Source organism: Mesorhizobium shonense, assembly GCF_040545255.1.
GTDB lineage: Bacteria > Pseudomonadota > Alphaproteobacteria > Rhizobiales > Rhizobiaceae > Mesorhizobium > Mesorhizobium shonense.
In genome coordinates, this window is record NZ_JBEPLM010000004.1 from 116,622 (window position 1) to 142,216 (window position 25,595).

The following is a 25,595-nucleotide window of genomic DNA, read 5'->3' on the forward strand; positions in this document are numbered from 1 at the left end:
GTTGTGTCGCCCAAAATCCCAACATACAAGACGAATATGATGGATGTCACGCAACCACGCAATGCCGGCATGGACTGGCACGAGCAAGCCTTGGACCTCACGCGGGGAATTGCCGCCTATGTCGACTGCCCTCTCGTGGCGGGGCTGGCGCGCGTCATCGCCAAGCATCCGCAGGCCGATATCGCCAACGCCTTCAACCACAAGCAGGTCGCCTGCAAGATGTGGGCGCTCGACAGGCTGTTCGAAAGCTGCGGCGGCCGGTTCGGGCGCATATGGGTTCTGGGTGGGTGGTACGGCGTATTGCCGGCAATGCTTTTCAACGACGCCCGCTTCGACATCGCGGCGGTCGATAGTATCGACATCGATCCCGAAGTCGCGCCGGTCGCCCGGACCCTCAACCGGGAAGCCGGTGACCGGTTCCGGGCGCTGACGGCAGATATGTACGCACTCGACTATGCGGCCGGACGGCCCGACCTGACGGTCAATACGAGCTGCGAACACATAGCCGATCTGCGCGCCTGGCTTGCTCTGCTTCCGCGGGGCGCGAATGTACTGCTGCAATCGAACGATTATTTCAGCGAGCCAACGCACATCAATTGCGTGGCTTCACTTGCAGCCTTCGAAGCAATGGCGGCGCTGCGGGAGGTGCGGTTCTCCGGCGAACTGCCGACAAAAAATTATACGCGCTTCATGCTGATTGGAACTGTTTGATGCATTTTGCCCAAGAGTCCGTAGCGTTCACGGGACAACGACATACATAAAAACAATGACTTGAAGCGCTTCGCACAAATCTCATCGGACGCGACGTCCGTTAGAGCATGATCCCGAAAAGTGGGAACCGGTTTTCGGAGAAAGATCATGCTCCAACAAAGAGTTAGATCGTGATGGCGATTCAACGAAACGCCATCACGGTCTAGCGTCCAGCGGCTGTTTGATCGTGAACTTTTCCGGAATCGGGCCCCCCTTTTAGGGACCATGTTCGATATCGCTCGCGCAGGATTTGCGCCGAGCGACGCGCGCCTTCCAGATCGAGACGATGCGCGGATGGCGTCGGTCCCACAAGCGCCTGTTCGATCGCTTGCGCCAAACCTCCAGGCGTCAGGTCCTTTTCCATCAGCACCGTTGCAAGACCGAGTTCCTCGAGCATCAGGGCGCGTACCGTCTGTTCGGTTTCCCCGCCGGCTGCAAACGGAACGAGCAGGGAGCGACAACCCGCGCGCAGGACATCGCAGACCGTGTTGTAACCCGCCTGCGAGACTGACAGGCGGGCGCCGGTCAGCAGGCTGGCGAAATCCTCGCGGAACCGGAAGATGGACAGGCCCGGCGTCGCATCGCGTGCGATCGGGTCAAACTCGTCTTTCGGCAGGTTTGGGCCGGTGATCAAACACCATTTCCAAGCGTTGCTGGCCTTCCGCGCCGCTGCGATGGTGGAGCTGACAAGGCTCTTTCCGGCAGCCCCGCCGCCAACCGACACCAGAACGTCGAAGCGCTCGGCGGCCGCGGGCGGTGGCGGCGCGGCAACGAGCCCTGTGTAGGTGACCTCGGTCCTGATCGCCCCGGCCAGCGGAAATGTCTTGTCGATGGTTGCGAAAGCCGGATCACCGTGGACCATGACAAGGTCGAAATGCCTGTTGACGAGATCGACCGTTTCCTCGTCTCGGCCCGGCTTGACGCGCTCCTGAAGGATATCCCGGACGGACGTCGCCAGCAGCGGTCTGGGTGACGTCGCCTCGATGGCCTCGATCAGCGGCAAGAGTTCGAAACGCATCTGCCGGCGTCCAAATGGAAACGCCTCGACAATGACGATATCGGGCCTGCAATCCCGGAATGCCTGCAGCAGCATCTCTGAACGGCATTTCTTGAAATCATCGTCGATGGGTTTGCCCTGCAGGTCGACAAGCGCGGAAAATCCCTCATCACCGGAAGTGACGGGTGGCAAGGTTACAGATTTTACACCCGGTCCCGGAAACCCCGCGATCGGCGCTCCACCGGTCACGACGGTTACGTCAAACCCGTCATCGACCAGAGCCGCCGCAATGCGGCTGGCGCGCGCGAGATGGCCGATACCGAGCAGGTGCTGGACATAGAAGAAAGCGCGCAGCCGCTTCATTCGGCAGCCTGCCACTCCTGCTGGAACAGTTGCTTGAGCTGTCCAATGCTTGCCATATGATCGAAATTGCTTCGCACGCGCCGCTCCGCGGCCTCGCCGAGGCGGGCGCGCAGCGCGGGATCACGGATCAGGCGCTCCAGCGCCTGCGCCAGGGCAATTGGGTCTTCCGTCGGAACCAGCAGCCCGGTTTCATCCGGCGACAAAAGCTCCGGCACGCCGGAAATATCGGTCGACACGCAGGCAAGCCGCTGGCTGGCCGCCTCCACCAGAACATTCGGCAGACCGTCCCGGTCGCCATTTGCGGTGATCCTGCAGGCCAGGGCGAAAATGTCGGCGCCTCGGTAGTGCTCAAGCACCTCCTCCTGCGCAAGTGCGCCTTTCCAGGAGACGCGACCATCCAGTCCGAGCTTTTGCGCCAGCGCCTTGAGCCGTTCAAGTTGCTCGCCGCCGCCGACATGCTCGAAACGCCACGCCAAATCGCCAGGCAAGAGGGCAAGCGCCTCCAGCAAGGTATCGTAACCTTTCTTTTCAACGGCGCGCCCGACGCTCAGAACGACAACCGGTTCGCCCGGCGCCGAGCCATCATGCTGTTTTCGCTCCGCGCCGAAACTGCCGAAGCGATCAAGGTCGAGCCCATGATAGCTCAGATGCACAGTCGAGCTGCCGTTAGCGAGTTTTTTCAGGCGGTCGAAGCCGGCTTTCGTGCAAGTGACCGTCCAGCGCGCCGAGGAAAGCTTGCCAGCCAGATCCCAGTCCGCCGAAGTCCAGATGTCCTTGGCATGGGCCGAGCAACTCCAAGGCAGTCCACGAAGCTGGCTGGCGTAGCGCGTCACCGATGCCGGTGTGTGCGCGAAATGTGCATGCAGCCAGCCCGCGTCTTGCGGCCATTCGGCTGCCAGCACGAGCGCTTGCCCAAAGCGGCGCGCGCGATTGCGCGTAAAGTCGCGGCGGATATCGGTAGCCAGCGATCCGAGCGCGCGCCAGAAGCCCGGCCGCGGCAGATAAGCAAACAGCGAGCGGGCTACGCGCAGCGGCTCTTCATGCAGATATTCCGGCAGATAATGGACGGGCGCTTTGATCTCGTCATGGACGGGGTGGCGTTTTGCGTCGGTCGGCCGCCTGAGCGCGACGAGTATAAGGTCGAACCCCGCACGCTCCAGACCGAGCAGCTCCTGCGCGATGAAGGTTTCCGACAGCCGCGGATAGCCCTTCAGAACCACGACGATTTTGCGATGTTGCAACTCAGCTCATGCCTTCGATGACCGAAAGGTGAAGGCCGGCCCGCCGGTCGAGCAGTTCGGCGACGATTTCGGAAATATGAGGCAGCCCTTCCAGCGTCAGATGCGGATTGCTCTGCGATGGGCGGGGCCGGTCCGGCAACACCTCCAGTGCATCGGCAAACCGCTGGGAGTCCTCGGCTTTTTCCGGCAAAAGCATTTCGATGAGGCCGAGTTCGGCTGCGCGCCGTGCTCGGATCAGTTGTTCCTCGCGGGGCTCGACGCGCGGCACGATCAGCGCGGGCTTGTCGAAAGACAGGATCTCGCAATAGGTGTTGTAACCGCCCATCGCGACAACCGCCTTGGCGCCGGCAATCAGCTCCTCCATGCGGTTGTCGAAGTCGATGATCTTGATATAGGGGATCTTGGCCCCCTTCTTGCGCAGCTTGTTGCGCTTGCGTGCCGGCATGTAGGGCCCAAGCACGATCAGCGCCCTATGCTGCAATTGCGGATCCTGCTGATAGGCATCGATGACGTCGTGGATCAGTTCGGCGCCGTCACCGCCGCCGCCGGTGGTAACGAGGATATAGTCGCCCTCGGGCCGGTGGCCGGGCAACTCGTTCTGCGGCAGGCTCCGTTGCAGGAAACCGACGAACTTCATCTTTGCCCTGACCGCAGGCGGCACATCCAGGCCGGTCAACGGATCGTAGAAATCCGGCGGACCATAAACCCAGACCTTGTCGTAGAACAGGCCTATCTTGCGCATCACATCCCTGCGTGCCCACTCTGCTTCGAGCAGATGCGGCGCGTCCATCACCTCGCGCAGGCCAAGCACGAGCGTGGTGCCCCGCGTCTTGAGGTAGGACAGCGTATCCTCGATCTCACCGCGCAGGCCGAGCGGTTCCTTGTCGACGATGAAGATATCCGGCCGGAAGGTCTCGGCCGTGTGGCGGATGATCGACTGGCGCATCCTCAGCGTCTCATGCAGATCGATATCCTTCTCCAGCGAGGTGTATTCGCCGTTGCGCAACTTGATGACGCTGGGGATCTTCACGAAGTCGACACGGGCGCGGTAGTCGAAGGCGCCAGCGATGGTCGCACCCGAAATGATAAGCACCTGAAGTCCGTGGAAATCCTCGACCAGGGAATGCGCGATCGTCCGGCAGCGCTGCAAGTGGCCGAGCCCGAACGTATCGTGGCTGTACATGAGAATTCGAGCGTCTTGTGCGTGCTGGGTCATTGTTGAACGTCTCTTAGAATTCTCGCCTTGAGAACCGTGGGCGGCTCCGCAGTATCCGAAACCGCCCACGCGGGTCTACCTGTTGTGGAACATGAGGGCGCAATTTTCAATTTGTATTACCCAACAGCGTCCAAGGATGGCGCACGCTCTGCTTGATAGTGCCTTCAAGCGGATCGTCGTCCGCTATACAGCCTTCGACAATGTTGTCCAATTCGAGCCGCCGCGTGACAGCGCCTCGTGGCTGAAAGTGGCCGGCTATCACCAATTCGAACCTATTCTGTGGAATGCCTGTCAGATAGGCTTTGTGATCGCCTGAGCCGGAAAGGGGAAAGCGGTATCCAAAAGATGAAGGCGAATCCCGCTGTCTCGCCAATATACCTGATGCCTGATCGGCATGCGAAAGGACAAGGTCGCCGGGCGTCGCACGGCGCCTATTGTTGTGGAACCATCTCGCGCGCCATCAGGTGCACGACGCAGGTCTGCACGACCGTCTGCGGGAAAACGGCGTTGATCGCCTCTGGAAAACCTTCAAGTCGTCGACGACGGCAATGAAGATGTCGGCGACACCACGGTTCTTCAGTTCATTCATGACGCGCAGCCAGAACTTGGCGCCCTCCGTTTGCTCGATCCAGATGCCCAGTATCTCCTCGCTGCCGTCGGGCAGGATGCCGAGCGCGATGTAAATCGCCTTGTTGCGGGCGTTTGAGCATCGACCCTCCTTTCTGTTTTACGATTCTGAAGCGCGCCCACGGGACCGCAGCCGGCCTGCGAGAGGCCTTTCAATCTGGTCACGACACGGTTCATATGCGCCTGATGTGTGAAACCCGTGCGTTGCGCGATCTCGGCCAGCGGCAGATCGTCCCTGGCCTTCCGAAGGCCGGCTTGCATGCCCAGGTCCCGGCAGCCAACGCTTCCGCTGGAGGCCGAGGTCGGAATGCCCTGCCCCGATGGCTAAATAAACACCGCCAAGTACCCGGCGCGAACTCGCAACGATGACGTCTTGCCCCGCAACATCGGTTTCTTCAAGGTAGGGCAACAACGGACATAGATGTCGTTGCTTGCCGATTTGACCGAAAGATTACAGTACGATGCCACTCATGATTCGACGATTGGGAGCCAGGAACCTGGCGCGCCTGCCACGACGTCTCGGAGATCTGACAGCGATGTTAGCTCTGATTGCCAGGCCGCTTGTCTTCGTGATCGCTCTCCTGTTGGCTGGCCCGGCACTGGCGCAGGCGCCGGCGAGCGTCCCGCCTGAAAAGGTCAAACAGCTATTCGAGCTTCTCGACGATCCGTCGGTGAAGGCCTGGATGGCCGGACAACGAAATCAAAACGCCGGGTCAACCGGAGCGCCTGCAGAGGCAGGAGCTTCGCCGGCCGACGCATCGCCCAACGCCGTGGCCGCACCGGGCCAGATGAATACGATGGCGTCCTCTGCACTCGATGGGATCAAGCATCATATCGAAAGAATCGCGCGAACTTTGCCCTTGCTGCCAGGCCAGTTCGCGCGCGTTCGGGCAGAGACCATGGACGATATGTCCAGCAAGGGATCGGCCGGCGTGCTTTTGCTGATCGCGATGTTCATCGCTGCCGGCGTGGCGCTCACCTGGGCAACGTACAGGCTCACCCGTCCGTTTCGTCTTTGGATCATCGCGCAGCCGAAGGACACACCCATCGGGCGGGCCAAGAAGATTGGCGGCCGCACGCTCTATTCCAGCCTGCTGATCGTCTCGTTCGCGCTGGGCAGCGCCGGCGCGTTCATGTTGTTCGACTGGCCAATGCTTATCCGCGAGATCGTGCTGACATTTCTGATGGCTGCAGTCGCCACAGCGGCTGTGCGCATGTACCTCGCAGCCATGCTCGTACCTTCCTTCATGCAGGTCGAGAACGCCGTCGAGGTTCGCGCTTTGCCGATCACAAACGAGACGGCTGACCATTGGTTCTATTGGCTACCCCGGGTCGTCGGCGTCTTCGCCTTCTTCGCCGCCGCGTTTATCCTCTTGCCGGGTCTCGGCATCGACCGGGACGGAATGATGGTCCTGTCGGTGGGCGCCGATTTCGTGCTGCTGCTGCTCTTGCTACTTGCGATTTGGCGTCGGCCAAGAACACAGCGAGAGGGTGCGCATCATACGGCAGCGACGTGGTTGCTGACTTCCTATTTCGTCGTTCTGTTCCTGCAGCGCATCGCCGGCCTTTATATACTCTTCTGGTTCACCTTCGCCGCATTCTTCCTGCCTTTGGCGATCGTGCTGGCGCAGCGCGGGGTCAATTTCGTCCTGCGACCGGGTTCGGAAGAAGCTGGCCGGCCTACGATCCCGGCGGTGACGATCGCTGTCATCGATCGCGGAATCCGGATGATCTTCATCCTGGCGGCGGCTTATTTTCTCGCGCGTATCTGGGGTCTGGACATGCAGTCCATGCAAGACGGCGATACGACGACCATGCTCGTACTGCGCGGCCTGATCAATATCATCGTCATTGCGCTTGCCGCCGATTTCGGCTGGTCGATCATCAAAGCGTTGATCGAACGAAAGCTGGGCATCGAAACACCGCACGCGGTGATGGGCGAGGAGGACGTCCCGACCCTCGATCCTCAGCAGGCTCGCCTGCGCACGCTGTTGCCGATCATCCAGAACATTCTGCTTGCAGTAATCGTCGTGATGGCGGTGCTGATGATACTCGCCTCGGTGGGTATCCAGATCGGCCCGCTGATCGCCGGCGCCGGCGTCGTTGGCGTCGCGGTGGGATTTGGGGCACAAACCATCGTCAAGGACGTCATTTCGGGGGTGTTTTTTCTGCTCGACGATGCGTTTCGCGTTGGCGAATACATTACATCCGGCCGCTATGTGGGAACGGTGGAGAGCTTTTCGCTGCGCTCGGTGAAGCTGCGCCACCATCGTGGCCCGCTGTTCACAATACCTTTCGGTGAACTCGGGGCAGTCCAGAACCAGAGCCGTGACTGGGTTACCGACAAATTCAACATCACCGTCGGCTATGACACCGATATCGACCTCGCTCGCAAACTGATCAAGCGAATCGGCCTTGAACTGGCGGAAGATCCCGAGTTCAAGCACTGGGTGCTCGAACCGATCAAGATGCAGGGCATACAGGAGTTTGGCGAGTACGGCATCGTATTGAGGGTCAAGGTGACAACCAGACCGGGAGGCGCCTTCGGTATGAAAGGCAAATTCTATGTACGCCTGCGCCAAGTCTTCAAGGAGCAGGGCATCGAACTTCCATTTCCGACCGTCCACATCCAGGGGCTACAGAACCCACATGGGGCAGAGAATGCGCCGCTGGAGATCGCACCCGAGTTAAAAATCGCCGTCGCGCAGTCGCACGCCAATCGGCGGAGAAAAAAAGCTAACACGACGGAGTAGGAAAGCTGTAGCACTTGCCGGTCGCAGCGTGACTTTCCGCGCATCGATCGCGAAGAGGTCAAGGAGTTTCCGCGCGACCTGAATTGAGGTGATGCGGCCCACGGTGCTCAGCAGCGTCGATCAGTCGGCCTTGCTCAGTTGCGGCTTCGCGCCAGCATCTTTTCGGCGAAGGCCTCCACCTCGCCATCGCGCGGTTCTTTGCCCGTGTGGGTGAGCAGGTAGGCCGGCGTCAGGAAGAGACGATTGCTCACCGGCTCGACGATTTCGAGCGAGTAGTAGCCGATCTGGGTGAAGTACAGCACGCGCGCCCGCACGAACGCTTCCGTGTCCGCGTAGCCGTGCCGCGAAAACATCGCCCGGATGGCGTCGACCCGCGCATCGTCCTCCTCGGTCACGATCCGGTGCACTTCGGCGGACTGGCGCGACCAGGCGCGCACAGCGAAATCCAACCGCGGATTGAACAGCTTCTCGTCCAGCCAGCACTCGAAGACGTTGAGCACGGCCTCAGTTATCGACGCGGCGGGCCGGCCGGCCTGCTCGACGATGAATCGGGTATTATTGTTGCGCCAATGGTCCAGAAGCTGATCCAGCAGGTCCTGGCGGCTCTTGAAATACCAGTAGAAGCTGGAGCGGGAGACGTTCAGCTTCTGCCCGAGCGCAAGCACGCGCACCGCCTCCACACCCTCGGAGATCAGCGTCTCCAGCGCGAGCTTCATCCAGTCCTCGCGCGTCACCTTGGTGTTGCCGATCAGACCGGGCCGTCGCACGACGTCTTCAACTCTGGAATCGGAGAGCATAGCGAGCCAGACAAATTCAACCGGGGCTAGAGCGTTTCACCGTTTCACGGAAACGGCGAACCGCTCTATCTCTTTGTTTTGACGCAATTCCGGTCGGAAAACCGTTACACACTTTTCCTGGAATTGCTCTAGATAGACCCGAAACCGAGCCGCTACAATGCTGCCGATTTTTCGAGCCATTCCCAAAGATAGGGCGCGAAACCGCGGTCAACGTGGAGACGCCCCCGGTTGGGATTGCCGAAGCGGTAGAAGAGCACATTGACGCCGGCGAAAAGGATCGAGGCCGAGCGACTTGCCTGTCCCGGATCGAGCGCAGTGCCCCGCGCGACCAGACTGGCCAGACCCGGCCCCTCGATCTCGAACACATGCAGCCCGGCGTCCATGACCGAGACCGCGAAACCGGCCTCGTGCCAGCCGGCCGCGATGGGGAATGGCCGTTCACCGACGGCAAGAACGCGATCGCGCGCGATCCGCACCATGTATTTGTCGCCGCTGGCAACCGCGCCGGCTCCGACGCCCTCACCCGCGAGGCCGGAGGCCTGCGACCAGGCCGTCAGGTCGCCGCTGACCAGGAGCTGGATCAGCCCGCCAAGCGTGCGCACGCCGAGGCCGTCCTTGTTCAGCGTTGCGGTGGTCCAGTCCGGCGCTGCCGGCCACTTTTCGGCAAGGTTACGCATGCAGCCGCTTCCCGTCCGGATCGAAGGCGCACGGCGCGGCTATGGTGGCCTGCCGCACAACGCCCAGATGTTGAACGTCGATCGTTTCGCCGTGCCGCGCGGCGCCGCGTTCGATGAGCGCCAGGGCAACCGGGCGCCCCAGGGTCGGACTTTGATAGCTCGAAGTGACGAAGCCGATGCTTCGGAGGCGGCCCCCGCTTTTCTCCACACCGTGCGCGCCGGTCGCCAGCGGCGCCTCGCCGTCGCGGACCGCGAGACCGACGAGCTGGTTGCGGTCGGTTCGGTTCGCCGCTTCGGTGAAAAGCGAACGCCGGCCGACGAATTCACCTGTACGTTTGGTCCGCGGCCCCGCCACGCCCAGGTCGTGCGGCATGATGTTGCCGTCGGTGTCCTTGCCGATGACGATGTAGCCCTTCTCGGCGCGCAGGATCATCAAGGATTCCAGCCCGAGCAGAACGGCGTCGAACGCGCGGCCCTCCTGCTGCATCCTTGCCCATAGCGCCTCGGCCCCGTCGGCGCGGATGGAGATTTCGTAGCTTCGGTCGCCGGTGAAGGAGACCCGGGTTATACGCACCTCGTCGCCGGCAAAGCGGCCGACGGCGACGGCCATGTGCGGCAGGCTGGCATCGTCCAGCGCGGCACCCAGATCGAGCGCTTCCACCAACCCGCGCGCGTTCGGACCCGAAACGGTCAAGGTGGCGTATTGCGCCGTGGCGTTATGGATATAGACGGCATCGCGGCCGAAACGATCCTGCCGCCATTCCTCCAGCCGGGCATGGACGGCGGCGACGTGCGACGACGAGCAGGAGACGATGAAGCGGTGCTCGTCCAGGCGGACCAGCACGCCATCGTCGAACACGACGCCATTTTCCGACAGCATGAAGCCATAGCGGCAATGGCCCGGCTTCAGGGTCGACATGGTGTTGTAGTAGATGAAGTCGACGAATTCGGCCGCGCGCGGGCCGATCACCTCGATCTTGCCGAGCGTCGATCCGTCGAAGAGCGCGACGGATTGCCGGGCGCGCCGCGCTTCCTCCTGGATTGCGGCCCTGGCTTCGCCGCTCCCGTAATAGGCAGGCCTCAGCCAGCCGCCATATTCTTGGAACACCCCTCTTGCCGCGCGATGATTTGCCTCCAGCGGCAGGCGGCGGATCGGAGCGTGCATGCTGCCCCGGCGCGCTCCGGCCAGGCTGGCAAATGGGACAGGCGTGAATGGCGGCCGGTAGGTCGTGGTGCCGACCTCGGGGATCGCGCGGCCTGTCACGTCTGCCAGCAGCGCCAGGCCGTTCAGGTTCGACGTCTTGCCCTGGTCGGTCGCCATGCCGAGCGTCGTGTAGCGCTTCAGGTGCTCGACGGAGACGAAGTTCTCCCGCGCCGCAAGTTCGACGTCCTTGGCGGTGACGTCGCTCTGGTAGTCGATCCACACGCGGCCCTTGGCCTTGGGCTTCGGCCACAGGCCGACAACGCCCAAGGTCGCTTCCGCTCCCGTGCTGCGCGGCGCGGGCGACGATGCGGCGCCGAACGAACCGAGGGCCGCTGCGCCGCTCGCCAAGGTTTCGGAAAGCGAGACCGTGCCGGCCACGGCGCCGGCCACGCCGATTCCGTCGATTGACTCTCCCGGAATGAAAGCCGCCAGTTGATCGCTCCAGGCGAGCTTGCCCTTTGCCTGCGAAAACAGGTGCACCGTGGGTGTCCAGCCGCCGGAGACGAGCACGCAGTCGGCCGCGAGCGTCGTGCCGTCATCGAGCAGCACGCCCTGGACGGCATTGCGGCCACGCGCCGCCGCCACCATCCGCCCTGCCAGGGCGTGAATACCGGTCTTCGCCTGCGCGCCGCCGTCGCGCCGGCAATCGACCACCGCCACCGAGGCGCCGGACGCGGCAAGCGCCGAGGCCGGCTCGTAAGCACTATCGTTGTTGGTGGCGACCACGATCTGGCGGCCAACAAGCACGCCGTACCGGCGCAGGTAGCTGAGCGCCGCGTCGGCGGAGAGTATCCCCGGAAGGTCGTTGTTGGCGAACGGAACCGGCCGCTCGATCGCGCCCGTCGCCAGCACGATGCGGCGCGGCCGCACGCGCCACAGCGTATCGGGCCGGCCGTCGCGGTGCCGCTGGTTGAGCGCGACCAGATTGTGATCGTAGAGGCCGAAGGCGGTCGTTTCCGTGAGCACGATGTGGCCGCGGCTCTTCAGCCTGGCAACCGTCGCATCGACCCACGCCGTCCCCTCGACACCGTCGATTTCGCCGGCGCGGTGGCGCAGCGATCCGCCGGGATGCGTCCTGTCGTCGACGAGGACAACCGAGTGCCCGGCCGCCACAGCGCCGGCAGCCGCGGCGAGGCCCGCCGGTCCGGCGCCGACCACCAGGACGTCGCAGTGATGGTTGATCTGGTCCGCCACCCGGCGCGGCTTCCAGTCGCGGTCGACGACACCAAGCCCGGCCATCGCGCGGATGCGCGGCTCGAACAGATGCCAGTCCGGCCACATAAAGGTCTTGTAGTAGAAGGCGGCAGGCAGGAAGCGGGCAAAGCGGTCCAGCACCGCATTGCGGTCGGCCAGCGCCGTCGGCGACGCGTTGACGCTCCTGACCACGATGCCGTCGCTCGCCGGGACCGTCGTCGCCCGCGCATTCGGCATGCGGCCGTCGGCGCTCTCGACGTCGACCAATGCGTTGGGCTCCTCCACGCCGGAGCCCCAGATGCCGCGCGGCCGGTGATATTTGAAGCTGCGGCCGACAACGGCCTGGCCGCTCGCCAGCAAGGCCGAGGCGATCGTGTCGCCGGCAAAGCCCTCCACGCGCCTGCCGTCGAAGGTGAAGGTCAGCCGCCGCGCGCGATCGATATCGCTGCCGCCATCGGGGAGACGCGAAGCGCTCATGCGCCGTGCTCCGTTTCGCCGAGCGCGGAAGAACCCGAGACCTTATGGCTGACGCTGTCGCGGCTCATCGCGAAGAATTCGCCGCAGGTAAGATGCACCCAGATCTCGCGGGTCGGCCCTTTCGGATTGTCGCGCATGTGGAGATAGCCGGCCCAGCGCTCGGCCGTCACGTCGCTGCCGTCGGGCCTCAGATTGCCGGCCTCGCCGCCATAGTGAAATTCGCTTTCTTCGCGCGGCCCGCAGAACGGGCAGGGAAAGAGCTGCATCTTTTTCTAAACCTTCAATGGGCAATGCCGGAGCCGGCGGCTTCGTCGATCAGCCGGCCGCGGGCGAAGCGGTCGAGATCGAAAGGCCGGCTGATGTCGTGATGCCTGCCGGTGGCAAGCAGATGAGCAAGCAGCGTGCCGCCGGCCGGAATCGCCTTGAAGCCGCCGGTGCCCCAGCCGCAATTGAGGAACAGGCCGGGCAGCGGCGATTCACCGATGATGGGCGAGGAATCCGGGACCACGTCGACGATGCCCGCCCATTGCCGCATCATCTTCAGCTGGCCGAAGATCGGGAACATGTCGAGCATGCCGGCGATCACGCCTTCCAGCACAGGCAAGTTGCCGCGCTGGCCATAGGATGGGATGCGGTCGAGCGCGCCGCCGATTACCAACTCGCCCTTGTCCGACTGGCTGACATAAACGCCCGTGTCCGGCGAGATCACCACCGTGTCGATGATCGGCTTGACCGGTTCGGACACACAGGCCTGCAATGCGTAGGAATTGACCGGCAGCCGGAATCCCGCCTTCGCCGCCAGCACCGACGAATGGCCGGCCACCGCCATTCCCGTCCGCTCGGCCCGGATTTCGCCGCGCGACGTGACGACGCCGCGGCAGCGTCCGTTTTCGATGATGAAGCCGGAAATCTCGCAGTTCTGGATGATGTCGACGCCGAGACGGCTGGCCGCGCGCGCATAGCCCCAGGCGACGGCGTCGTGACGGGCGGTGCCGCCGCTAGGCTGCCATGTGCCGCCATAGACCGGGTAGCGGGCATCCGGGCCGAAATTGTAGATCGGCACGACGCGGCGCACGTCCTCGACCGAGAACAATTCGCAGTCGATGCCGTTGGCCTGGATGGCGTTGACGGACCGCGCCGCGGTTTCCATTGCCGCTTCGCTGTGCGCGAGGGTGAGGATGCCGCGCGCGGAGAACATCACATTGTAGTTCAGGTCGTTCGAAAGCGTCCTGTAGAGGCTGTGCGCCAGCCCGTAGATCGCCGCGCTCTCGGGATAGAAATAGTTGGAGCGCACCACGGTGGTGTTGCGGCCGGTGTTGCCGCCGCCGATCCAGCCCCTCTCGAGCAAGGCCACGTTGGTGACGCCGTGATTCTTGGCGAGATAGTACGCGGTGGCGAGGCCATGGCCGCCACCGCCGATGATGATGGCGTCATAACGCGGTTTGGGCTCGGGCGAGCGCCAGGCCTTGTCCCAGCCGGTCTGACCGGCGACGCCTTCCTTGAAGAGTGAAAGCGCTGAATAGTGTCTTGTCATGCACTCAAGCCCGCATCATTACGCGAGTGGTATTGCATCCGTGCGCAGGGCATTGAGACGCCGCGCCGCCGGCGTGATGCCAAACCGGCGCAATCAACTCGCCCCGCCCTTGAAGCCCATGGTCCGTTCCATCCTGCTCAGATTGACGAAGGCCGTCGACCTTCGCGCGGTGCGAACTTAGCTTGAATGTACACCTGTGTCCATTAGGCGCGGACATAATCCAAAATCTATTCGGCGGCAAGGATCTGCGGTCGTTGCGAATGTCGGGCCCTGGCGCTCAACGACCTTACTGATTGCGTGATAAGGGGGTGGTGCCGTTCCGATCTCAAGCCGGCGCGCCGCACGAGCGCGGCACGGCGATCACGGCATTGTGAAATGCATTTGCGCGCATCGGCCCGACGGCGGATTTGCTTTGCTTGGTGATCCCCCGTCGATAGGGCAAACTGCCTCCCGGGCTGTTTGGAGGAGAAATGAGAGCGCGCGCAGCGACGGTCGGAGACCTCGAGGATGTTTTCCGCGGCCTGTCCAAGCGAATGTCGGACGAGTACCTGGCGGCCGGCAAGGACAGCAAGGCCGCCTACGACAATCTGATGATGAACCTGAAGGAAGGCCGGGCTCATGCGCTGGTCCAGGACGACAAGGCCGTCGCCATCATCGCCTGGCATGAGCACGGCGACGCGGCCGACACGCTGTTTGCCGCACAGGAGGACTTCTTCAGCGCGGCAACCGTTCGCTTCTGCAAGCGCCACATCCGCCATATCCAGGCGCTCGCCGGCAACCTTCCCGTACACTCGCGCAGCTGGCTGCGTGGACCGGACGTCGCAAGATGGTTTCGGGTCATCGGCTATGTCGACCGGGGGCGGGAGAACGGCGCCACCCTGTTCGAGCTGCCGCCGTCCCCTACCGGCTGAGGCGGCTTGCACCGCGAACCAATTGGCGGGATGGTATGGAAGGCAGCCGGGGGCGCTGGCACGCCGGATATGCATGGCTGCTGGAAATCGAGATGTTGCGCGCTTGCTTGGCCTTTGCCGCCCTGGTTGCCCTGGTGAGGCCGACAGAAGCGGGCGAGCGGCTGCCTCATCTCACCGACAACTCCGACCTGGCGGCCGCCTATCTGGGTGAGTCCGACCTGGTGACGGCCTATACGACCGGAATGGCCCGCTACCGCCTTCAGCTCATGGCGCGTACCGGTACGGCCAACCTCGCCGTCCCCCTCGAACCTCTGACTTTGCGGCCGGAGTTTCGCCAGCGGACATGGCGCTCGGCCGACGGCAGCCTGCTGCAAGGTTTTGCCGGCAAGGGCGGCTTCCGGCTCACCGTCGGCAACTGCCTTGCGCGCATCTGCGCGGCCAGCGAATGCAGCGAGGCCGGCTGGCCGGTCTATGCATGCAGCGACGGCCGCAAGCGCAGGATGTCGGTGCAGAGCTTCGTGACGGCAACCTTCGACGGCGTCCCTTACCGGCGGTTGAGCGCGCCGCCGGAACCGTGACTTCGCGCCACGCCGACCGTCCCGTCCGCTTCTACTTCACCGAAACGCCCCCGCATGGGCGCGCTGGTACGGCCACCTCTTCACCGCAGACGAGCGATCAGCGGCGGCGCAGCAGCCACATCAGCACCGGACCACCGATGAGCGTGGCGACGAGGCCGGCCGGGATCTGGCGCGGGAAGATGGCCGTGCGTCCGATCCAGTCGGCTGAAACCATGATCAGCGCGCCGGCGAGCACGGCGCCGACGGCCTGCGGCAAGGCGCGGGCAAGGCCGAGGCGGCGGGCCAGGTGCGGCGCCATCAGGCCGATGAAGGTCAGCGGACCGACGATCAGCGTGGAGGCGGCGGTCAGCACGGCGACCATCAGCAGCACCAGAAGCCGGGTTCTGGCCACATCGACGCCGAGCGAGCGCAGCGCCGGCGCGCCCAGCGGCAGCATGTCGAGCCAGCGGATGAACAGCGGCGACATCAGCAGCAGGCAAAGCGCGATCGACGCCGTCAGGACCGCCGAGCCTTGATCGACACCGTAGGTCGAGCCGGTCAGCCAGTTGATGAGAAGCATGGCGCGCGGATCGCCGGTGGCGGTCAGCACCAGGATCAGCGCGTCGAACAGCGCCGTCAGCGCGATGCCGGCAAGCAAGAGCCGCTCCGGCGCGTAGGCGGCGCGGCGACCGATGGCAAGCACGACAAACAAAGATGCGAAGGCGCCGATGGCGGCAGCCATGGTCTGCAGGGGACGGCCTGGATCGGAGACGGCAAACATCGCCACCACCATGCCGAGCGCGGCACCGGCGCTGATGCCCAAAACCTCGGGGCTCGCAATCGGATTGCCGGCCAGACGCTGCATCATCAGCCCGGCGAGCGCCAGCATGGCGCCGGCGGACAGGGCGGCAAGCACGCGCGGCCAACGCCAGGACAGCAAGGGCTGCAACTGATCGCCGACGGCGAAGCTCCAGCCTTCCGGCCCGGGTCCGCAAGAGAGAGCAAGAACCAGAGCCACGAGCATGGCGAGGCCCAATACCGCGAGCAGCATGCCAGGGCGCCGTAGCCTGGGCAGGCGCTCCGCGGCGAGCACCGGAAGTTCAGCGCCGAGGCTGAGGCGAGGCAGCAGCCAGAGCAGCAGCGGCGCGCCGAGCAGCGCGGTGATGGCGCCGGTCGGCAGCAGGTCGCCCCGCGGTCCGGTTGCGAGTTGCACGCCCTGGTCGGCGGCCCATAGCAACGCGGCGCCGATCAACGGCGCCACGACCAGCCGCTGACCGAACCGGCGCGCCCCGCCGATACGGGCAAGTGCCGCGGCCGCGAGGCCGACGAAGCCGATGACGCTGACGGCCGCGACGACGAAGGCGATGAGCGCCACGGCCATGCCGAGCCCGGCGAAACGATAGACGCCAAGCGGCAGGCCGAGGCTGCGCGCGCCTTCGTCCTCGAGGCCGAGCAATGTCAGCGGCCGCGTCATCAGGCCGGTCGCCAGCGCGGCGAAGCCCAGACGCGGCAGCAGCCACAGCGTCGTCACCCAATCCTGCTGGCCGAGCGAGCCGGCGCCCCAGATGAACAGGCCGGCCAGCCATTCGTGATTGAGAACGACAAGCGCTGCGCCGATCGCTCCGGCATAAAGGCTGACGACGAGGCCGGCGAGCACGACGGAAAGCGGCGACAGGCCCTTGTGCCAGGAGAGCGCAAGCACGGCCGCCAACGCCGCAAAGGCGCCGGCAAGCGCCACCCATTCGCGCCCGAAGGCGAGCAGCGAGGGCGCGAAGAGCGTGGCAAGCGCCAGCGCCAGATAGGCGCCGGCGGAAACGCCGACCGTTTCGGGCGAGGCCAGCGGGTTGCGCAGCACCTGCTGCAGAATGGTACCGGCCAGGCCGAGCGCCGCGCCGCAGAGCAGGCTGACGGCAAGCCTTGGCAGGAAGGCATAGTGGACCAGCACCTGCCGCATGTCGTCGATGTCGGGCCTGAACGTCGCGTCGAACCAGAGCGACGCCGGCAGTTGCGCGGTAAGGTTGGCGACCGACGCCGCCAAGCCAAACGCGGCGAGCACCGCGCTGAGCAAGATGGCGCCAAGCGGCCAGCCGCCCGCGCGCGAGACCGCCGCGCCGGCGAAGCTCGTGCGGCTCTGCACCATGCCGGCAGCGTCCTCAGCCATGGGCGGTCATCGCTTCGGCAAGCAGGCGGGCGAAGCGGGCAGCGGCGGGAAGCGCTCCGAACATCAGCACGGGAGGCAGGCGCATGATCGAGCGACTGCGCACGAAGGGCATCGCGTTCCAGACCGGGCTTTCGGTCAGCGTGCCGCCGGCTCCCGCGGGCAAAGGTTCGAGATAGGCAAGACGCGCCTCATCCATCGTCGCCAGGCCGTCGATGCCGACGGTCGAGAACCCCCAGTAATTGGTCTCGGCGGTCCAGGCGTTGCGGATGCCGATGCGGTCGAACACATCCTGGAAAAGGCTCATCCGGCCATAGACGCGCACATTGCGCGGATCCATGAAGGAGACGACATAGAGCGGCCTGGCGGCAAACGGCGCCAACTCCCGCCCGACCCTTGCCAAGCTTGCCTCGGTCGCTTCGATCAACGCCTCGCCTTCGGCCTCCTTACCGACCAGGCGAGCGAGTTTCCGCGTGGCTTCGACGGCATTGCGATAGGGCTGTCCGTTCTCCCCGTAGATGCCGATGGTCGTCACCGGCGCGACGCGCCCGAGCAGCGGCTTGATGCCATCCAGATAAGGGCTGCTGAGTATCAGGTCCGGCTTGAGCTGCTGAAGAAATTCGAGATTGGGCTCGAGCAGCGTGCCGATATCGGCGACCTCTGGCGGCAGCGCCGGTTCGACCACCCAGTCCTCCCAGACCTTGCGGTCGGCGATGGCGACCGGCCTGACGCCCAGCATCAGCAAGGTCTCGGCCAGACCATCGTCGAGGCAGACGATGCGCGGCAGCCTCGACGTCGCGGCGACCTGCCGAATGCCCGCGAAAGGCAGCGTGAAGAGCCCTAGCGCAGCGCGCCGGGTGATGCGGGAGGGCTGCCCCTGTGGCACGTCGGTTCTCGTGCCGGGCGTCGGCGAACGATCCGGCATGGTGCCCGCGAGGCCATGATTGTTCGTCACGATCCCCGCTCCTTCTGCCACATGGCGACTTTCGAAAATCCATCGTCGATGCCGGTGACTATGAAACATGAGTTCAATAGTCAACATTGAAAGACGACTAACGGGTCAAGGATAGGGGACGATGCCGGCTTGCGTGGCCATTGCCATGCATGGCATCTGCGCGGGAATGACACGCAAGTTCATCCACGCGCGGCCGGAAGCCAAGCAAGCCGCTTCGGCTCCCAAGGTCAGTCTCAACCGAGCGCTGTCGAAGCTCGGGCTCTGTTCGCGCAAGCAGGCCGAACAGATGATCGCCGAGGGGCGCGTGCGCGTGATGGGCAAGGTGGTCAGCAATCCGTCGCTACGCGTCGATCCTGATCGCGATCGCATCACCGTCGACGGCGAGCGCATCGTCGCCGAGCGCAAGGTCTATCTGATGCTCAACAAGCCGCGCGGCCTGGTCACCACGCGCGACGATCCCGAAGGGCGCGGCACCGTCTATGATTGCATTGCCGACCTCGACCTGCCCTTCGTCTCGCCGGTCGGCCGCCTCGACAAGGCGAGCGAAGGCTTGCTCCTGATGACCAACGACACGCGCTGGGCGAACGGCCTGCTCGATCCGGCCTCGCATGTCGCCAAGACCTATCACGTGCAGATCGCTTCGATGCCGGACGAAGCGATGCTTGCGCGTTTTCGTACAGGCGCCGTCGTCGACGGCGAGCTGCTGACGGCAAGCTCGATCGAGCTATTGCGCAGCGGCGGACGCACCGCCTGGCTGGAGATCATGCTCGACGAGGGCCGCAACCGGCAGATCCGCCGCCTGCTCGGCGCTTTCGACATCGAGGTGCTCAGGCTGGTCAGGGTGGCGATCGGCGCGCTGCAGTTGGGCGATCTGGCGAAAGGCAAGGCGAGGCACCTGACGGCCGAAGAGTTGGCGATGGTCAGAGTCTAGCCGAAACGTCTCAGCTTCGTCATCCACGGGCGGAGCGGGAGCGAAGCGGACGCGCAGACCCGAGGATCCATTCCGTGACCCTCGCGCAAGGGGTAAAGACGGTGCGAGACAGGGGTCGTTCTGCATCGCTGCAACGCTGATAGGTAAATGGATCCTCGGGTCTGCGCCGCGTCGCTTCGCTCCTTGCTCCGCCCGTGGATGACGAAAAGCGTTTCGGCCAACCGCCAGGGTCGATCTGCTATAAAGCCCGGATTATCCCCGGTTCCACCGACGAATGACCGGCTCGGTCAGATCATGCTCGTAGCCTAGAACGCTGAGGCTCGCGGTATCCAGCACGAAATGCGCGCCACCCTGCGGCGGCAGACCGATCCAGCGGGCGGCAAGCACACGCAGGAAATGCGCGCTCGAAAAGATCAGCACATTGCCGGCGACGGCACGCAGCCCGGCGATGACGGCATCGGCCCGGGCGCCGACATCGGCCGCCGTCTCGCCGCCCGGGCAGCCGTCGCGAAACACGTTCCATCCGGGGCGCTGGCCAAGGATTTCCTTCGTCGTCACGCCTTCATAGGCGCCATAGTCCCATTCCTGCAGGTCGGCCTTCTTCACCGCGCGCTCGCCGAACCCCGCAAGCCGGCAGGTGTCGAAGGCGCGCTGCGACGGGCTCGACCAGACGGCTTCGAAGGTCAAGCCCTTGAGACGCTCCGCAACGTCCCGCGCGGCCTCTTCGCCCTTCGCGGTCAGCGGAATGTCGGTGCGGCCGGTATGCTTGCCCGAGGCGCTCCACTCCGTCTCGCCATGACGGGCAAGGTAGATCTCGGGAAACGCGCTGCTCATTCGCCGGCCCCTCACGCTCGAATGCGCCGGGAAGGATGCCGGCCTGCGCCACCCTATGCGGCGGCCGACAAAAAGAACAGGCCGCGGCGAGCGCCACGGCCTATCCAGGCTCGGGAGGATGCCTGACCAATCAGGCTGGCTGGAGACCGCCCGACAGCGCCAGGTCCGCCTCTTCCGGCAACTGGCCGGCCATGGCGGCGGCGAATTGCTTCTGGTCGAGCTCGCCTTCCCAGCGCGCCACGACGATGGTCGCAACCGCATTGCCGACGAAGTTGGTGAGCGCCCGGCATTCCGACATGAAGCGGTCGACGCCGAGGATCAGCGCCATGCCAGCGACGGGCACCGAAGGCACGACCGACAGCGTGGCGGCCAAAGTGATGAAGCCGGCGCCGGTGATGCCGGCGGCACCCTTGGAGCTCAGCATGGCGACGAGCAGCAACAGGATCTGGTCGCCGAAGGTCAGCGGCGTGTCGGTCGCCTGGGCGATGAACAGCGCTGCCAGCGTCATGTAGATGTTGGTTCCGTCGAGGTTGAAGGAATAGCCGGTCGGGATGACCAGGCCGACCACCGAGCGGTTGCAGCCGGCACGTTCCATCTTGGCCATCAGGCCGGGAAGGGCTGCCTCCGACGACGACGTGCCTAGCACCAGGAGCAGCTCTTCCTTGATGTAGCGGATCAGCGCCAGGATGGAGAAGCCGTTATACCATGCCACCGCACCCAACACGACCAGCACGAAGAGCAGCGACGTCAGGTAGAAGGTGCCGATCAGGAAGGCGAGATTGGCGATCGCGCCGATGCCGTATTTGCCGACGGTGAAGGCCATGGCGCCGAAGGCGCCGATGGGAGCCGCCTTCATCAGGATGGCGACGAGGCGGAAGATCGGCGCGGTGAGCGCCTGCAGGAAATCGACCACCGGGCGGCCGCGCTCGCCGACCAACGCCAGCGCCACGCCGAACAGCACCGAGAAGAACAGCACCTGCAGGATATCGCCCTGCGCGAAGGCGCCGATGATGGTGTCGGGGATGATGTTCATCAGGAAGCCGACGATCGTCGTGTCATGCGCCTTCTCGGTGAAGGTCGAGACCTTCGAGGCGTCGAGCGTCGCCGGATTGATGTGCATGCCGGCGCCGGGCTGGATGACATTGGAGACGACCAGGCCGACGACAAGCGCCAGCGTCGAGAAGACGAGGAAATAGATCATCGCCTTGCCGGCGACGCGGCCGACCTTGTGCAGGTCGGAGACGCCGGCGATGCCGGTTGCCACCGTGAGGAAGATCACCGGCGCGATGACCATCTTGACCAGCTTGATGAAGGCATCGCCAAGCGGCTTCAGCGAAGCACCCAAGTCGGGATAGAAATGGCCGAGCAGGATGCCGGCGGCGATCGCCACCAGGACCTGCACATAGAGATGCCGATAAAAGGGAACCTTGCCGCGCAGTTCCGCGGCAGCGATAGCTGTCTGCATCGTATCCTCCGTTCAGCCCCGATCGAGAAAGCTCGACCTCCCTGGGGCAGTTGACCTCCACAGCCTCGCGACTGCTGCGGATGACTTTGCAATGTGCGTGCCAGATTCCACCTCGAAGCCGCGCTCATTGATTCCGCTGGGGTTTTCGGCCTGATGATCCGTATTTTTCTCGCGCGCCGTGCGGTGATCCGCATAGGTCGAATTGTGCTTTGTGCGAAATCATGCACAAATGCGGTATGCTGCAACGCCATGCCGCTGCCCTCTCCTTGACGCCCGAACTGCTCGCCGGGCGTGCGCGGCGCGCCTGGCTGCTGTTTGCGGGAATAGCGCTGCTGATCGTGCTTGCGGCGCTCTACGGCGCCGGGCTCTACGGCCGCTCGACCGAGATCGAGGCGCTGTCCGCGCAGGGTCGCACCGATGCCAATCTCAAGGTAGCGTTGCTGCGCGCGGTGCTGGAGAATCCGCGCGCGCTGCCGCTGCTTTTGTCCGAAGACCAGCAGGTGCATGACGCGCTGACTGAGCGCAGCCCCGCCTCGATCGACGTGCTGAACCGCAAGCTGGAAGGGCTGGTCTCGGGCACCAAGGCCTCGGTGCTCTATGTCACCGGCATCGACGGCTTCGCGATCGCCTCGAGCAACTGGCGCGAGCCGGTGAGCTTCGTCGGCAACGACTATGGTTTTCGCGCCTATTTCTCGGGCGCCATGCAATCCGGCACGGCCGAGTATTTCGCGCTCGGCAATGTCAGCAAGCGCCCTGGCCTCTATATTTCGCGCCGCGTCGACGGCGCCGCCGGACCGCTCGGCGTCGTCGTGGTCAAGATGGAGTTCGACCAGCTCGAGGCCGACTGGCATGAGGCCAACCGCCCGGCCTATGTCAGCGACGAGCATGGCGTGGTGCTGATCACCAGCGTGCCCTCCTGGCGCTTCATGACGACGGCGCCCTTGGCCGCCCCGGTGCTTGCCGACATCCGCGCCAGCCAGCAGTTCGGCGGCGCTCCGCTCGTAGCTTTGCCGATCACGAGGCCGCAACCGCTCAGCCCCGATGTCACGCTGGTCCATGCGATCACGCCTGGCGGCAGCGACGCGGAATATCTGCGGCTGTCCACGGCCGTGCCCTCGACACCGTGGCGGCTCGACTATCTCGTTCCGGCCGAAGCGCCGATTGCTTCGGCCCAGCGCGAAATGCGGCTCTTGGCACTCGGCGTCATCGTTCCGTTGATCGCTTTAGTCGCCTATCTGTTGTGGCGCCGACAGTCCGCCCAGATGCGGATCGCGGCCGAACAGGCGGCGCGCGCCGAACTGGAGCGCCGCGTCGTCGAGCGCACGCAGGATCTCAGCCTCGCGCGCGACCGTCTGCAGGCCGAGATCGCCGATCATCGCAGCACCGAGGCGAAGCTGCAGGTCATGCAGCAGGAGCTGGTGCAGGCCAACCGCCTTGCAACGCTTGGCCAGGTGGCGGCCGGCGTCGCGCATGAGATCAACCAGCCGGTGGCGACGATCCGCGCCTATGCCGACAACGCCCGTGTCTTCCTGGAGCGCAAGCAGAATGATTCCGCCGAGGAGAATCTCGGCGCGATCGCCGCGCTGACCGAGCGCATCGGCTCGATCACCGAGGAATTGAAGGCGTTCGCCCGCAAGGGCCGCACGGCGGCCGAGCCGGTCGAACTGCGTGGCGTCATCGAAGGCGCCGTGGTGCTGCTCAGAAGCCGCTTTGCCGGCCGGCTGGACGCGCTGGCGATCACGCTGCCGCCGCGGACGCTGAAAGTAATGGGCAACCGGCTGCGGCTGGAGCAGGTGCTGATCAACATGTTCCAGAACGCGCTGGAAGCGCTCGAGGGCCGCGACGACGCGCGGGTCGAAGTGTCCGCGTCCGAAACCGCCGACGGCGTTGCGCTGATCGTCTCCGACAACGGCCCTGGCATCCCGCCCGCGATCCTGAAGTCGCTGTTCACGCCGTTCAATACGTCGAAGGAAAGGGGGCTTGGGCTCGGCCTCGTCATCTCCAAGGATATCGTCGCCGACTATGGCGGGCGCATCGAGGTGTCGAGCAGCGAGCAGGGCACCCGCTTCACCGTCCATTTCTCGAAAGCCGGCGCGGCATCATGAACGGCAACCCGGTCATCCTGATTGACGACGACAGCGACCTGCTCAAGGCGACGCGGCAGACGCTGGAGCTCGCCGGCTTTGCTGTCTCAGCCTTTGCCTCGGCAAGCGAGGCACTCGCCGGCCTCGAGGCGAGCTTTGCCGGCGTCGTGGTGTCTGACATCCGCATGCCTGAGATGGACGGACTGCAGCTCTTCGACCGCGTGGTCGACCTCGACCCGGATATCCCCGTCATCCTCGTCACCGGCCATGGCGATATCGCCATGGCGGTCAAGGCGATCAAGGACGGCGCCTACGACTTCATCACCAAGCCGTTCGCCGCCGACCGGCTGGCGCAAAGTGTATGGCGCGCGGCGGAGAAGCGCCGCCTTGTGATGGAGAACCGCGCCTTGCGCGAGGCGGCCGAGCAGGCGCAGGAGGGATTGCCGCTGATCGGCCAGACGCCGGCGATGGAGCGGCTGCGCCGCACGCTGAGGCAAATCGCGGACACCGATGTCGACGTGCTGGTGACCGGCGAGACCGGCTCCGGCAAGGAGGTGGTGGCGAGCCTGCTGCATCGCTGGAGCCGCCGCGCCAAGGGCAACTTCGTGGCGCTCAACTGCGGCACGCTGCCGGAGACGGTGATCGAGAGCGAATTGTTCGGCCATGAGGCCGGCGCCTTCACCGGCGCGCAGAAGAAGCGCGTCGGCCGCATCGAGCATTCGAGCGGCGGCACGCTGTTCCTCGACGAGATCGAAAGCATGCCGGCCTCGACGCAGGTGCAGATGCTGCGCGTGCTGGAAATGCGCGAGGTGACGCCGCTCGGTACCAACGAGGTCCGGCCGGTCGACCTGCGCGTCGTCGCCGCCGCCAAGGTCGATCTCGGCGACGCGAGCCAGCGCGGCGCTTTCCGCGAGGACCTCTATTACCGGCTCAATGTGGTGACGCTCTCGATCCCGCCGCTGCGCGAGCGCCGGGACGACGTGCCGCTGCTGTTCGGCTATTTCGCCGAGCGCGCCGCGGCCCGCTTCCATCGCACGGTGCCCGCGGCGCCGGCCGCCGTCCAGCGCCATCTGAGAGAACATGACTGGCCCGGCAATGTCCGCGAGCTCGCCCATTTCGCCGAGCGCTTCGTGCTCGGATTGGAGGAGATCGGCGGCAGCCCTTCCCCTCAGCCGGTCGATTCGGACGCCGCAATGCCGTTGCCGGAACGGCTGGAGCGCTATGAGGCCGAGATCATCCGCGAGACACTTGGTCGCAACGACGGCGATGTCCGGCGCACGATCGAGGCGCTCGGCATTCCGCGCAAGACCTTCTACGACAAGCTGCAGCGGCACGGCATCGTGCGCAGCGATTTTTCCAGATAGATCAAGCCGTGGAACCGCGCCACACCCTCAGCCGTTGAGCCCTGCCGGGAAACCGTGGCACGTCGGCACCAGGCAATGGGCGAATGCAGGGCTGCGTTGGCGATGCCGGTTGCGCTCGGCGAGCGTTGATGGTTTGTTGCCGCCCAGCGGAGAACGAATGATGCGCGAATCCCTCGGTCAAGACGAATACGGCTCGGCCAGCCCCTTCGATCCGGACGATCTGCCCAATCTCAATGCGATGGGGCCGGCGATGGGCCGCGGCAGCGATTTCGAGAAATATGCCGTAGCCGTCATCATCGTGTTCGGCGCGCTGATCATCGGCGGCCTGATGGCTGCGTCCATGAACTGGGGCCATCGCAACGGCTTCCTGTTCGCGCTCGGCGGCGCCACGGCCGCCTGGATCTCGGGCAATGCGCTGCTGCTCGACCGGCCGCGCATCTACGCGCTTTTCGTTGCCATCGCCGCCGTGATGCTTATCGGCTCGACCCTTACGCTGGTGATCTGAT

The 25,595-nt window shown here is 64.6% G+C and carries 21 protein-coding genes and 1 pseudogene; 9 read left to right on the forward strand and 13 right to left on the reverse strand.

The window, feature by feature from the left end; all coding sequences use genetic code 11:
• Positions 1–39 precede the first annotated feature (39 nt).
• Positions 40–711 (forward strand): methyltransferase domain-containing protein, encoded by a 672-nt coding sequence (locus tag ABID26_RS12900; RefSeq protein ID WP_292341829.1) that lies wholly within the window; start codon positions 40–42, stop codon positions 709–711.
• Between the two features lie 202 nt (positions 712–913).
• Here the strand turns inward: ABID26_RS12900 and ABID26_RS12905 are convergent, their stop codons facing one another.
• From ABID26_RS12905 to ABID26_RS12915, 3 genes are read right to left on the reverse strand one after another with little or no spacing between them, the layout of a single operon-like run.
• On the reverse strand, positions 914–2,110 hold the full coding sequence (locus tag ABID26_RS12905) for a glycosyltransferase family protein (protein ID WP_126102055.1): 1,197 nt from the start codon (positions 2,108–2,110) through the stop codon (positions 914–916).
• The gene (locus tag ABID26_RS12910; protein WP_354415674.1) at positions 2,107–3,351 is read right to left on the reverse strand and encodes a glycosyltransferase; all 1,245 of its coding nucleotides are present in this window, start codon (positions 3,349–3,351) and stop codon (positions 2,107–2,109) included. Before ABID26_RS12910 ends, ABID26_RS12905 begins: the two co-directional genes overlap by 4 nt.
• A 1-nt stretch (position 3,352) precedes the next feature.
• On the reverse strand, positions 3,353–4,567 hold the full coding sequence (locus tag ABID26_RS12915; protein ID WP_126102057.1) for a glycosyltransferase family protein: 1,215 nt from the start codon (positions 4,565–4,567) through the stop codon (positions 3,353–3,355).
• Positions 4,568–4,703: 136 nt separating this feature from the next.
• On the opposite strand from ABID26_RS12915, the gene ABID26_RS12920 reads away from it, so the two are divergent.
• Positions 4,704–4,883: a hypothetical protein gene (locus ABID26_RS12920; protein ID WP_354415677.1), complete on the forward strand. Its 180-nt coding sequence runs from the start codon at positions 4,704–4,706 to the stop codon at positions 4,881–4,883.
• Positions 4,884–5,013: 130 nt separating this feature from the next.
• On the opposite strand, the pseudogene ABID26_RS12925 reads toward ABID26_RS12920, so the two are convergent.
• Positions 5,014–5,264 (reverse strand): annotated as a pseudogene (locus ABID26_RS12925) (transposase); the annotation flags it as partial.
• A 466-nt stretch (positions 5,265–5,730) separates the two neighbouring features.
• Between ABID26_RS12925 and ABID26_RS12930 the strand changes: the two are divergent.
• Positions 5,731–7,947, forward strand: coding sequence for a mechanosensitive ion channel family protein (locus tag ABID26_RS12930; protein WP_354415680.1), 2,217 nt, complete (start codon positions 5,731–5,733; stop codon positions 7,945–7,947).
• Between the two features lie 134 nt (positions 7,948–8,081).
• Here the strand turns inward: ABID26_RS12930 and ABID26_RS12935 are convergent, their stop codons facing one another.
• The 5 genes from ABID26_RS12935 to ABID26_RS12955 all read right to left on the reverse strand — a co-directional run bounded on the left by ABID26_RS12935 (position 8,082) and on the right by ABID26_RS12955 (position 13,830).
• Positions 8,082–8,744: a TetR/AcrR family transcriptional regulator gene (locus ABID26_RS12935; RefSeq protein WP_354415682.1), complete on the reverse strand. Its 663-nt coding sequence runs from the start codon at positions 8,742–8,744 to the stop codon at positions 8,082–8,084.
• 152 nt (positions 8,745–8,896) lie between these two features.
• A complete protein-coding gene (locus ABID26_RS12940) occupies positions 8,897–9,421 on the reverse strand; it encodes a hypothetical protein (protein WP_354415684.1) in 525 nt (174 codons plus the stop codon).
• Positions 9,414–12,296: a sarcosine oxidase subunit alpha family protein gene (locus ABID26_RS12945; protein WP_354415687.1), complete on the reverse strand. Its 2,883-nt coding sequence runs from the start codon at positions 12,294–12,296 to the stop codon at positions 9,414–9,416. Before ABID26_RS12945 ends, ABID26_RS12940 begins: the two co-directional genes overlap by 8 nt.
• Entirely contained in the window at positions 12,293–12,562 is a 270-nt protein-coding gene (locus tag ABID26_RS12950) for a sarcosine oxidase subunit delta (protein WP_292341800.1), read from the reverse strand. Before ABID26_RS12950 ends, ABID26_RS12945 begins: the two co-directional genes overlap by 4 nt.
• A 14-nt stretch (positions 12,563–12,576) precedes the next feature.
• Complete coding sequence (locus ABID26_RS12955; RefSeq protein ID WP_354415690.1) at positions 12,577–13,830, reverse strand: sarcosine oxidase subunit beta family protein; 1,254 nt, start codon at positions 13,828–13,830, stop codon at positions 12,577–12,579.
• Positions 13,831–14,300: 470 nt separating this feature from the next.
• Between ABID26_RS12955 and ABID26_RS12960 the strand changes: the two genes are divergently transcribed.
• Complete coding sequence (locus tag ABID26_RS12960) at positions 14,301–14,741, forward strand: hypothetical protein (protein ID WP_126102065.1); 441 nt, start codon at positions 14,301–14,303, stop codon at positions 14,739–14,741.
• Positions 14,742–14,776: 35 nt separating this feature from the next.
• Positions 14,777–15,319 carry a hypothetical protein gene (locus tag ABID26_RS12965; RefSeq protein WP_354415693.1) on the forward strand — a complete coding sequence of 181 codons (543 nt, stop codon included), beginning with the start codon at positions 14,777–14,779 and terminating at the stop codon, positions 15,317–15,319.
• Positions 15,320–15,416: 97 nt separating this feature from the next.
• Here ABID26_RS12965 and fhuB read toward each other — a convergent pair whose 3' ends face one another.
• Complete coding sequence (gene fhuB / locus ABID26_RS12970; protein WP_435528574.1) at positions 15,417–17,438, reverse strand: Fe(3+)-hydroxamate ABC transporter permease FhuB; 2,022 nt, start codon at positions 17,436–17,438, stop codon at positions 15,417–15,419.
• 13 nt (positions 17,439–17,451) lie between these two features.
• Complete coding sequence (locus tag ABID26_RS12975) at positions 17,452–18,318, reverse strand: ABC transporter substrate-binding protein (protein WP_435528575.1); 867 nt, start codon at positions 18,316–18,318, stop codon at positions 17,452–17,454.
• Between the two features lie 259 nt (positions 18,319–18,577).
• On the opposite strand from ABID26_RS12975, the gene ABID26_RS12980 reads away from it, so the two are divergent.
• Positions 18,578–19,342 (forward strand): pseudouridine synthase, encoded by a 765-nt coding sequence (locus ABID26_RS12980; RefSeq protein ID WP_354415902.1) that lies wholly within the window; start codon positions 18,578–18,580, stop codon positions 19,340–19,342.
• A 252-nt stretch (positions 19,343–19,594) separates the two neighbouring features.
• Here ABID26_RS12980 and ABID26_RS12985 read toward each other — a convergent pair whose 3' ends face one another.
• Together ABID26_RS12985 and ABID26_RS12990 are read right to left on the reverse strand one after the other, a co-directional pair.
• On the reverse strand, positions 19,595–20,176 hold the full coding sequence (locus tag ABID26_RS12985; RefSeq protein ID WP_354415702.1) for a histidine phosphatase family protein: 582 nt from the start codon (positions 20,174–20,176) through the stop codon (positions 19,595–19,597).
• 130 nt (positions 20,177–20,306) lie between these two features.
• On the reverse strand, positions 20,307–21,641 hold the full coding sequence (locus tag ABID26_RS12990; RefSeq protein ID WP_292300761.1) for a dicarboxylate/amino acid:cation symporter: 1,335 nt from the start codon (positions 21,639–21,641) through the stop codon (positions 20,307–20,309).
• 236 nt (positions 21,642–21,877) lie between these two features.
• On the opposite strand from ABID26_RS12990, the gene ABID26_RS12995 reads away from it, so the two are divergent.
• From ABID26_RS12995 to ABID26_RS13005, 3 genes are all read left to right on the forward strand, one after another.
• Positions 21,878–23,746 carry a sensor histidine kinase gene (locus ABID26_RS12995; protein ID WP_354415705.1) on the forward strand — a complete coding sequence of 623 codons (1,869 nt, stop codon included), beginning with the start codon at positions 21,878–21,880 and terminating at the stop codon, positions 23,744–23,746.
• Positions 23,743–25,089, forward strand: coding sequence for a sigma-54-dependent transcriptional regulator (locus tag ABID26_RS13000; protein ID WP_292372178.1), 1,347 nt, complete (start codon positions 23,743–23,745; stop codon positions 25,087–25,089). The genes ABID26_RS12995 and ABID26_RS13000 overlap by 4 nt, the downstream gene beginning before the upstream one ends.
• A gap of 157 nt (positions 25,090–25,246) precedes the next feature.
• Entirely contained in the window at positions 25,247–25,594 is a 348-nt protein-coding gene (locus ABID26_RS13005; protein WP_292304902.1) for a hypothetical protein, read from the forward strand.
• Position 25,595: the final 1 nt, after the last annotated feature.

What these genes read in the sequence shown, in the direction of transcription:
- ABID26_RS12940 (WP_354415684.1), bottom strand. Translation starts at nt 9,421, where the DNA reads ATGCGTAACCTTGCCGAAAAGTGGCCGGCAGCGCCGGACTGGACCACC.
- ABID26_RS12995 (WP_354415705.1), top strand. Translation starts at nt 21,878, where the DNA reads ATGCTGCAACGCCATGCCGCTGCCCTCTCCTTGACGCCCGAACTGCTC.
- ABID26_RS13005 (WP_292304902.1), top strand. Translation starts at nt 25,247, where the DNA reads ATGATGCGCGAATCCCTCGGTCAAGACGAATACGGCTCGGCCAGCCCC.
- ABID26_RS13000 (WP_292372178.1), top strand. Translation starts at nt 23,743, where the DNA reads ATGAACGGCAACCCGGTCATCCTGATTGACGACGACAGCGACCTGCTC.
- ABID26_RS12915 (WP_126102057.1), bottom strand. Translation starts at nt 4,567, where the DNA reads ATGACCCAGCACGCACAAGACGCTCGAATTCTCATGTACAGCCACGAT.
- ABID26_RS12930 (WP_354415680.1), top strand. Translation starts at nt 5,731, where the DNA reads ATGTTAGCTCTGATTGCCAGGCCGCTTGTCTTCGTGATCGCTCTCCTG.
- ABID26_RS12960 (WP_126102065.1), top strand. Translation starts at nt 14,301, where the DNA reads ATGAGAGCGCGCGCAGCGACGGTCGGAGACCTCGAGGATGTTTTCCGC.
- ABID26_RS12935 (WP_354415682.1), bottom strand. Translation starts at nt 8,744, where the DNA reads ATGCTCTCCGATTCCAGAGTTGAAGACGTCGTGCGACGGCCCGGTCTG.
- ABID26_RS12900 (WP_292341829.1), top strand. Translation starts at nt 40, where the DNA reads ATGGATGTCACGCAACCACGCAATGCCGGCATGGACTGGCACGAGCAA.
- ABID26_RS12965 (WP_354415693.1), top strand. Translation starts at nt 14,777, where the DNA reads ATGGAAGGCAGCCGGGGGCGCTGGCACGCCGGATATGCATGGCTGCTG.
- ABID26_RS12985 (WP_354415702.1), bottom strand. Translation starts at nt 20,176, where the DNA reads ATGAGCAGCGCGTTTCCCGAGATCTACCTTGCCCGTCATGGCGAGACG.
- ABID26_RS12920 (WP_354415677.1), top strand. Translation starts at nt 4,704, where the DNA reads ATGGCGCACGCTCTGCTTGATAGTGCCTTCAAGCGGATCGTCGTCCGC.
- ABID26_RS12980 (WP_354415902.1), top strand. Translation starts at nt 18,578, where the DNA reads ATGACACGCAAGTTCATCCACGCGCGGCCGGAAGCCAAGCAAGCCGCT.
- ABID26_RS12950 (WP_292341800.1), bottom strand. Translation starts at nt 12,562, where the DNA reads ATGCAGCTCTTTCCCTGCCCGTTCTGCGGGCCGCGCGAAGAAAGCGAA.
- fhuB (WP_435528574.1), bottom strand. Translation starts at nt 17,438, where the DNA reads ATGGTGCAGAGCCGCACGAGCTTCGCCGGCGCGGCGGTCTCGCGCGCG.
- ABID26_RS12990 (WP_292300761.1), bottom strand. Translation starts at nt 21,641, where the DNA reads ATGCAGACAGCTATCGCTGCCGCGGAACTGCGCGGCAAGGTTCCCTTT.
- ABID26_RS12905 (WP_126102055.1), bottom strand. Translation starts at nt 2,110, where the DNA reads ATGAAGCGGCTGCGCGCTTTCTTCTATGTCCAGCACCTGCTCGGTATC.
- ABID26_RS12955 (WP_354415690.1), bottom strand. Translation starts at nt 13,830, where the DNA reads ATGACAAGACACTATTCAGCGCTTTCACTCTTCAAGGAAGGCGTCGCC.
- ABID26_RS12945 (WP_354415687.1), bottom strand. Translation starts at nt 12,296, where the DNA reads ATGAGCGCTTCGCGTCTCCCCGATGGCGGCAGCGATATCGATCGCGCG.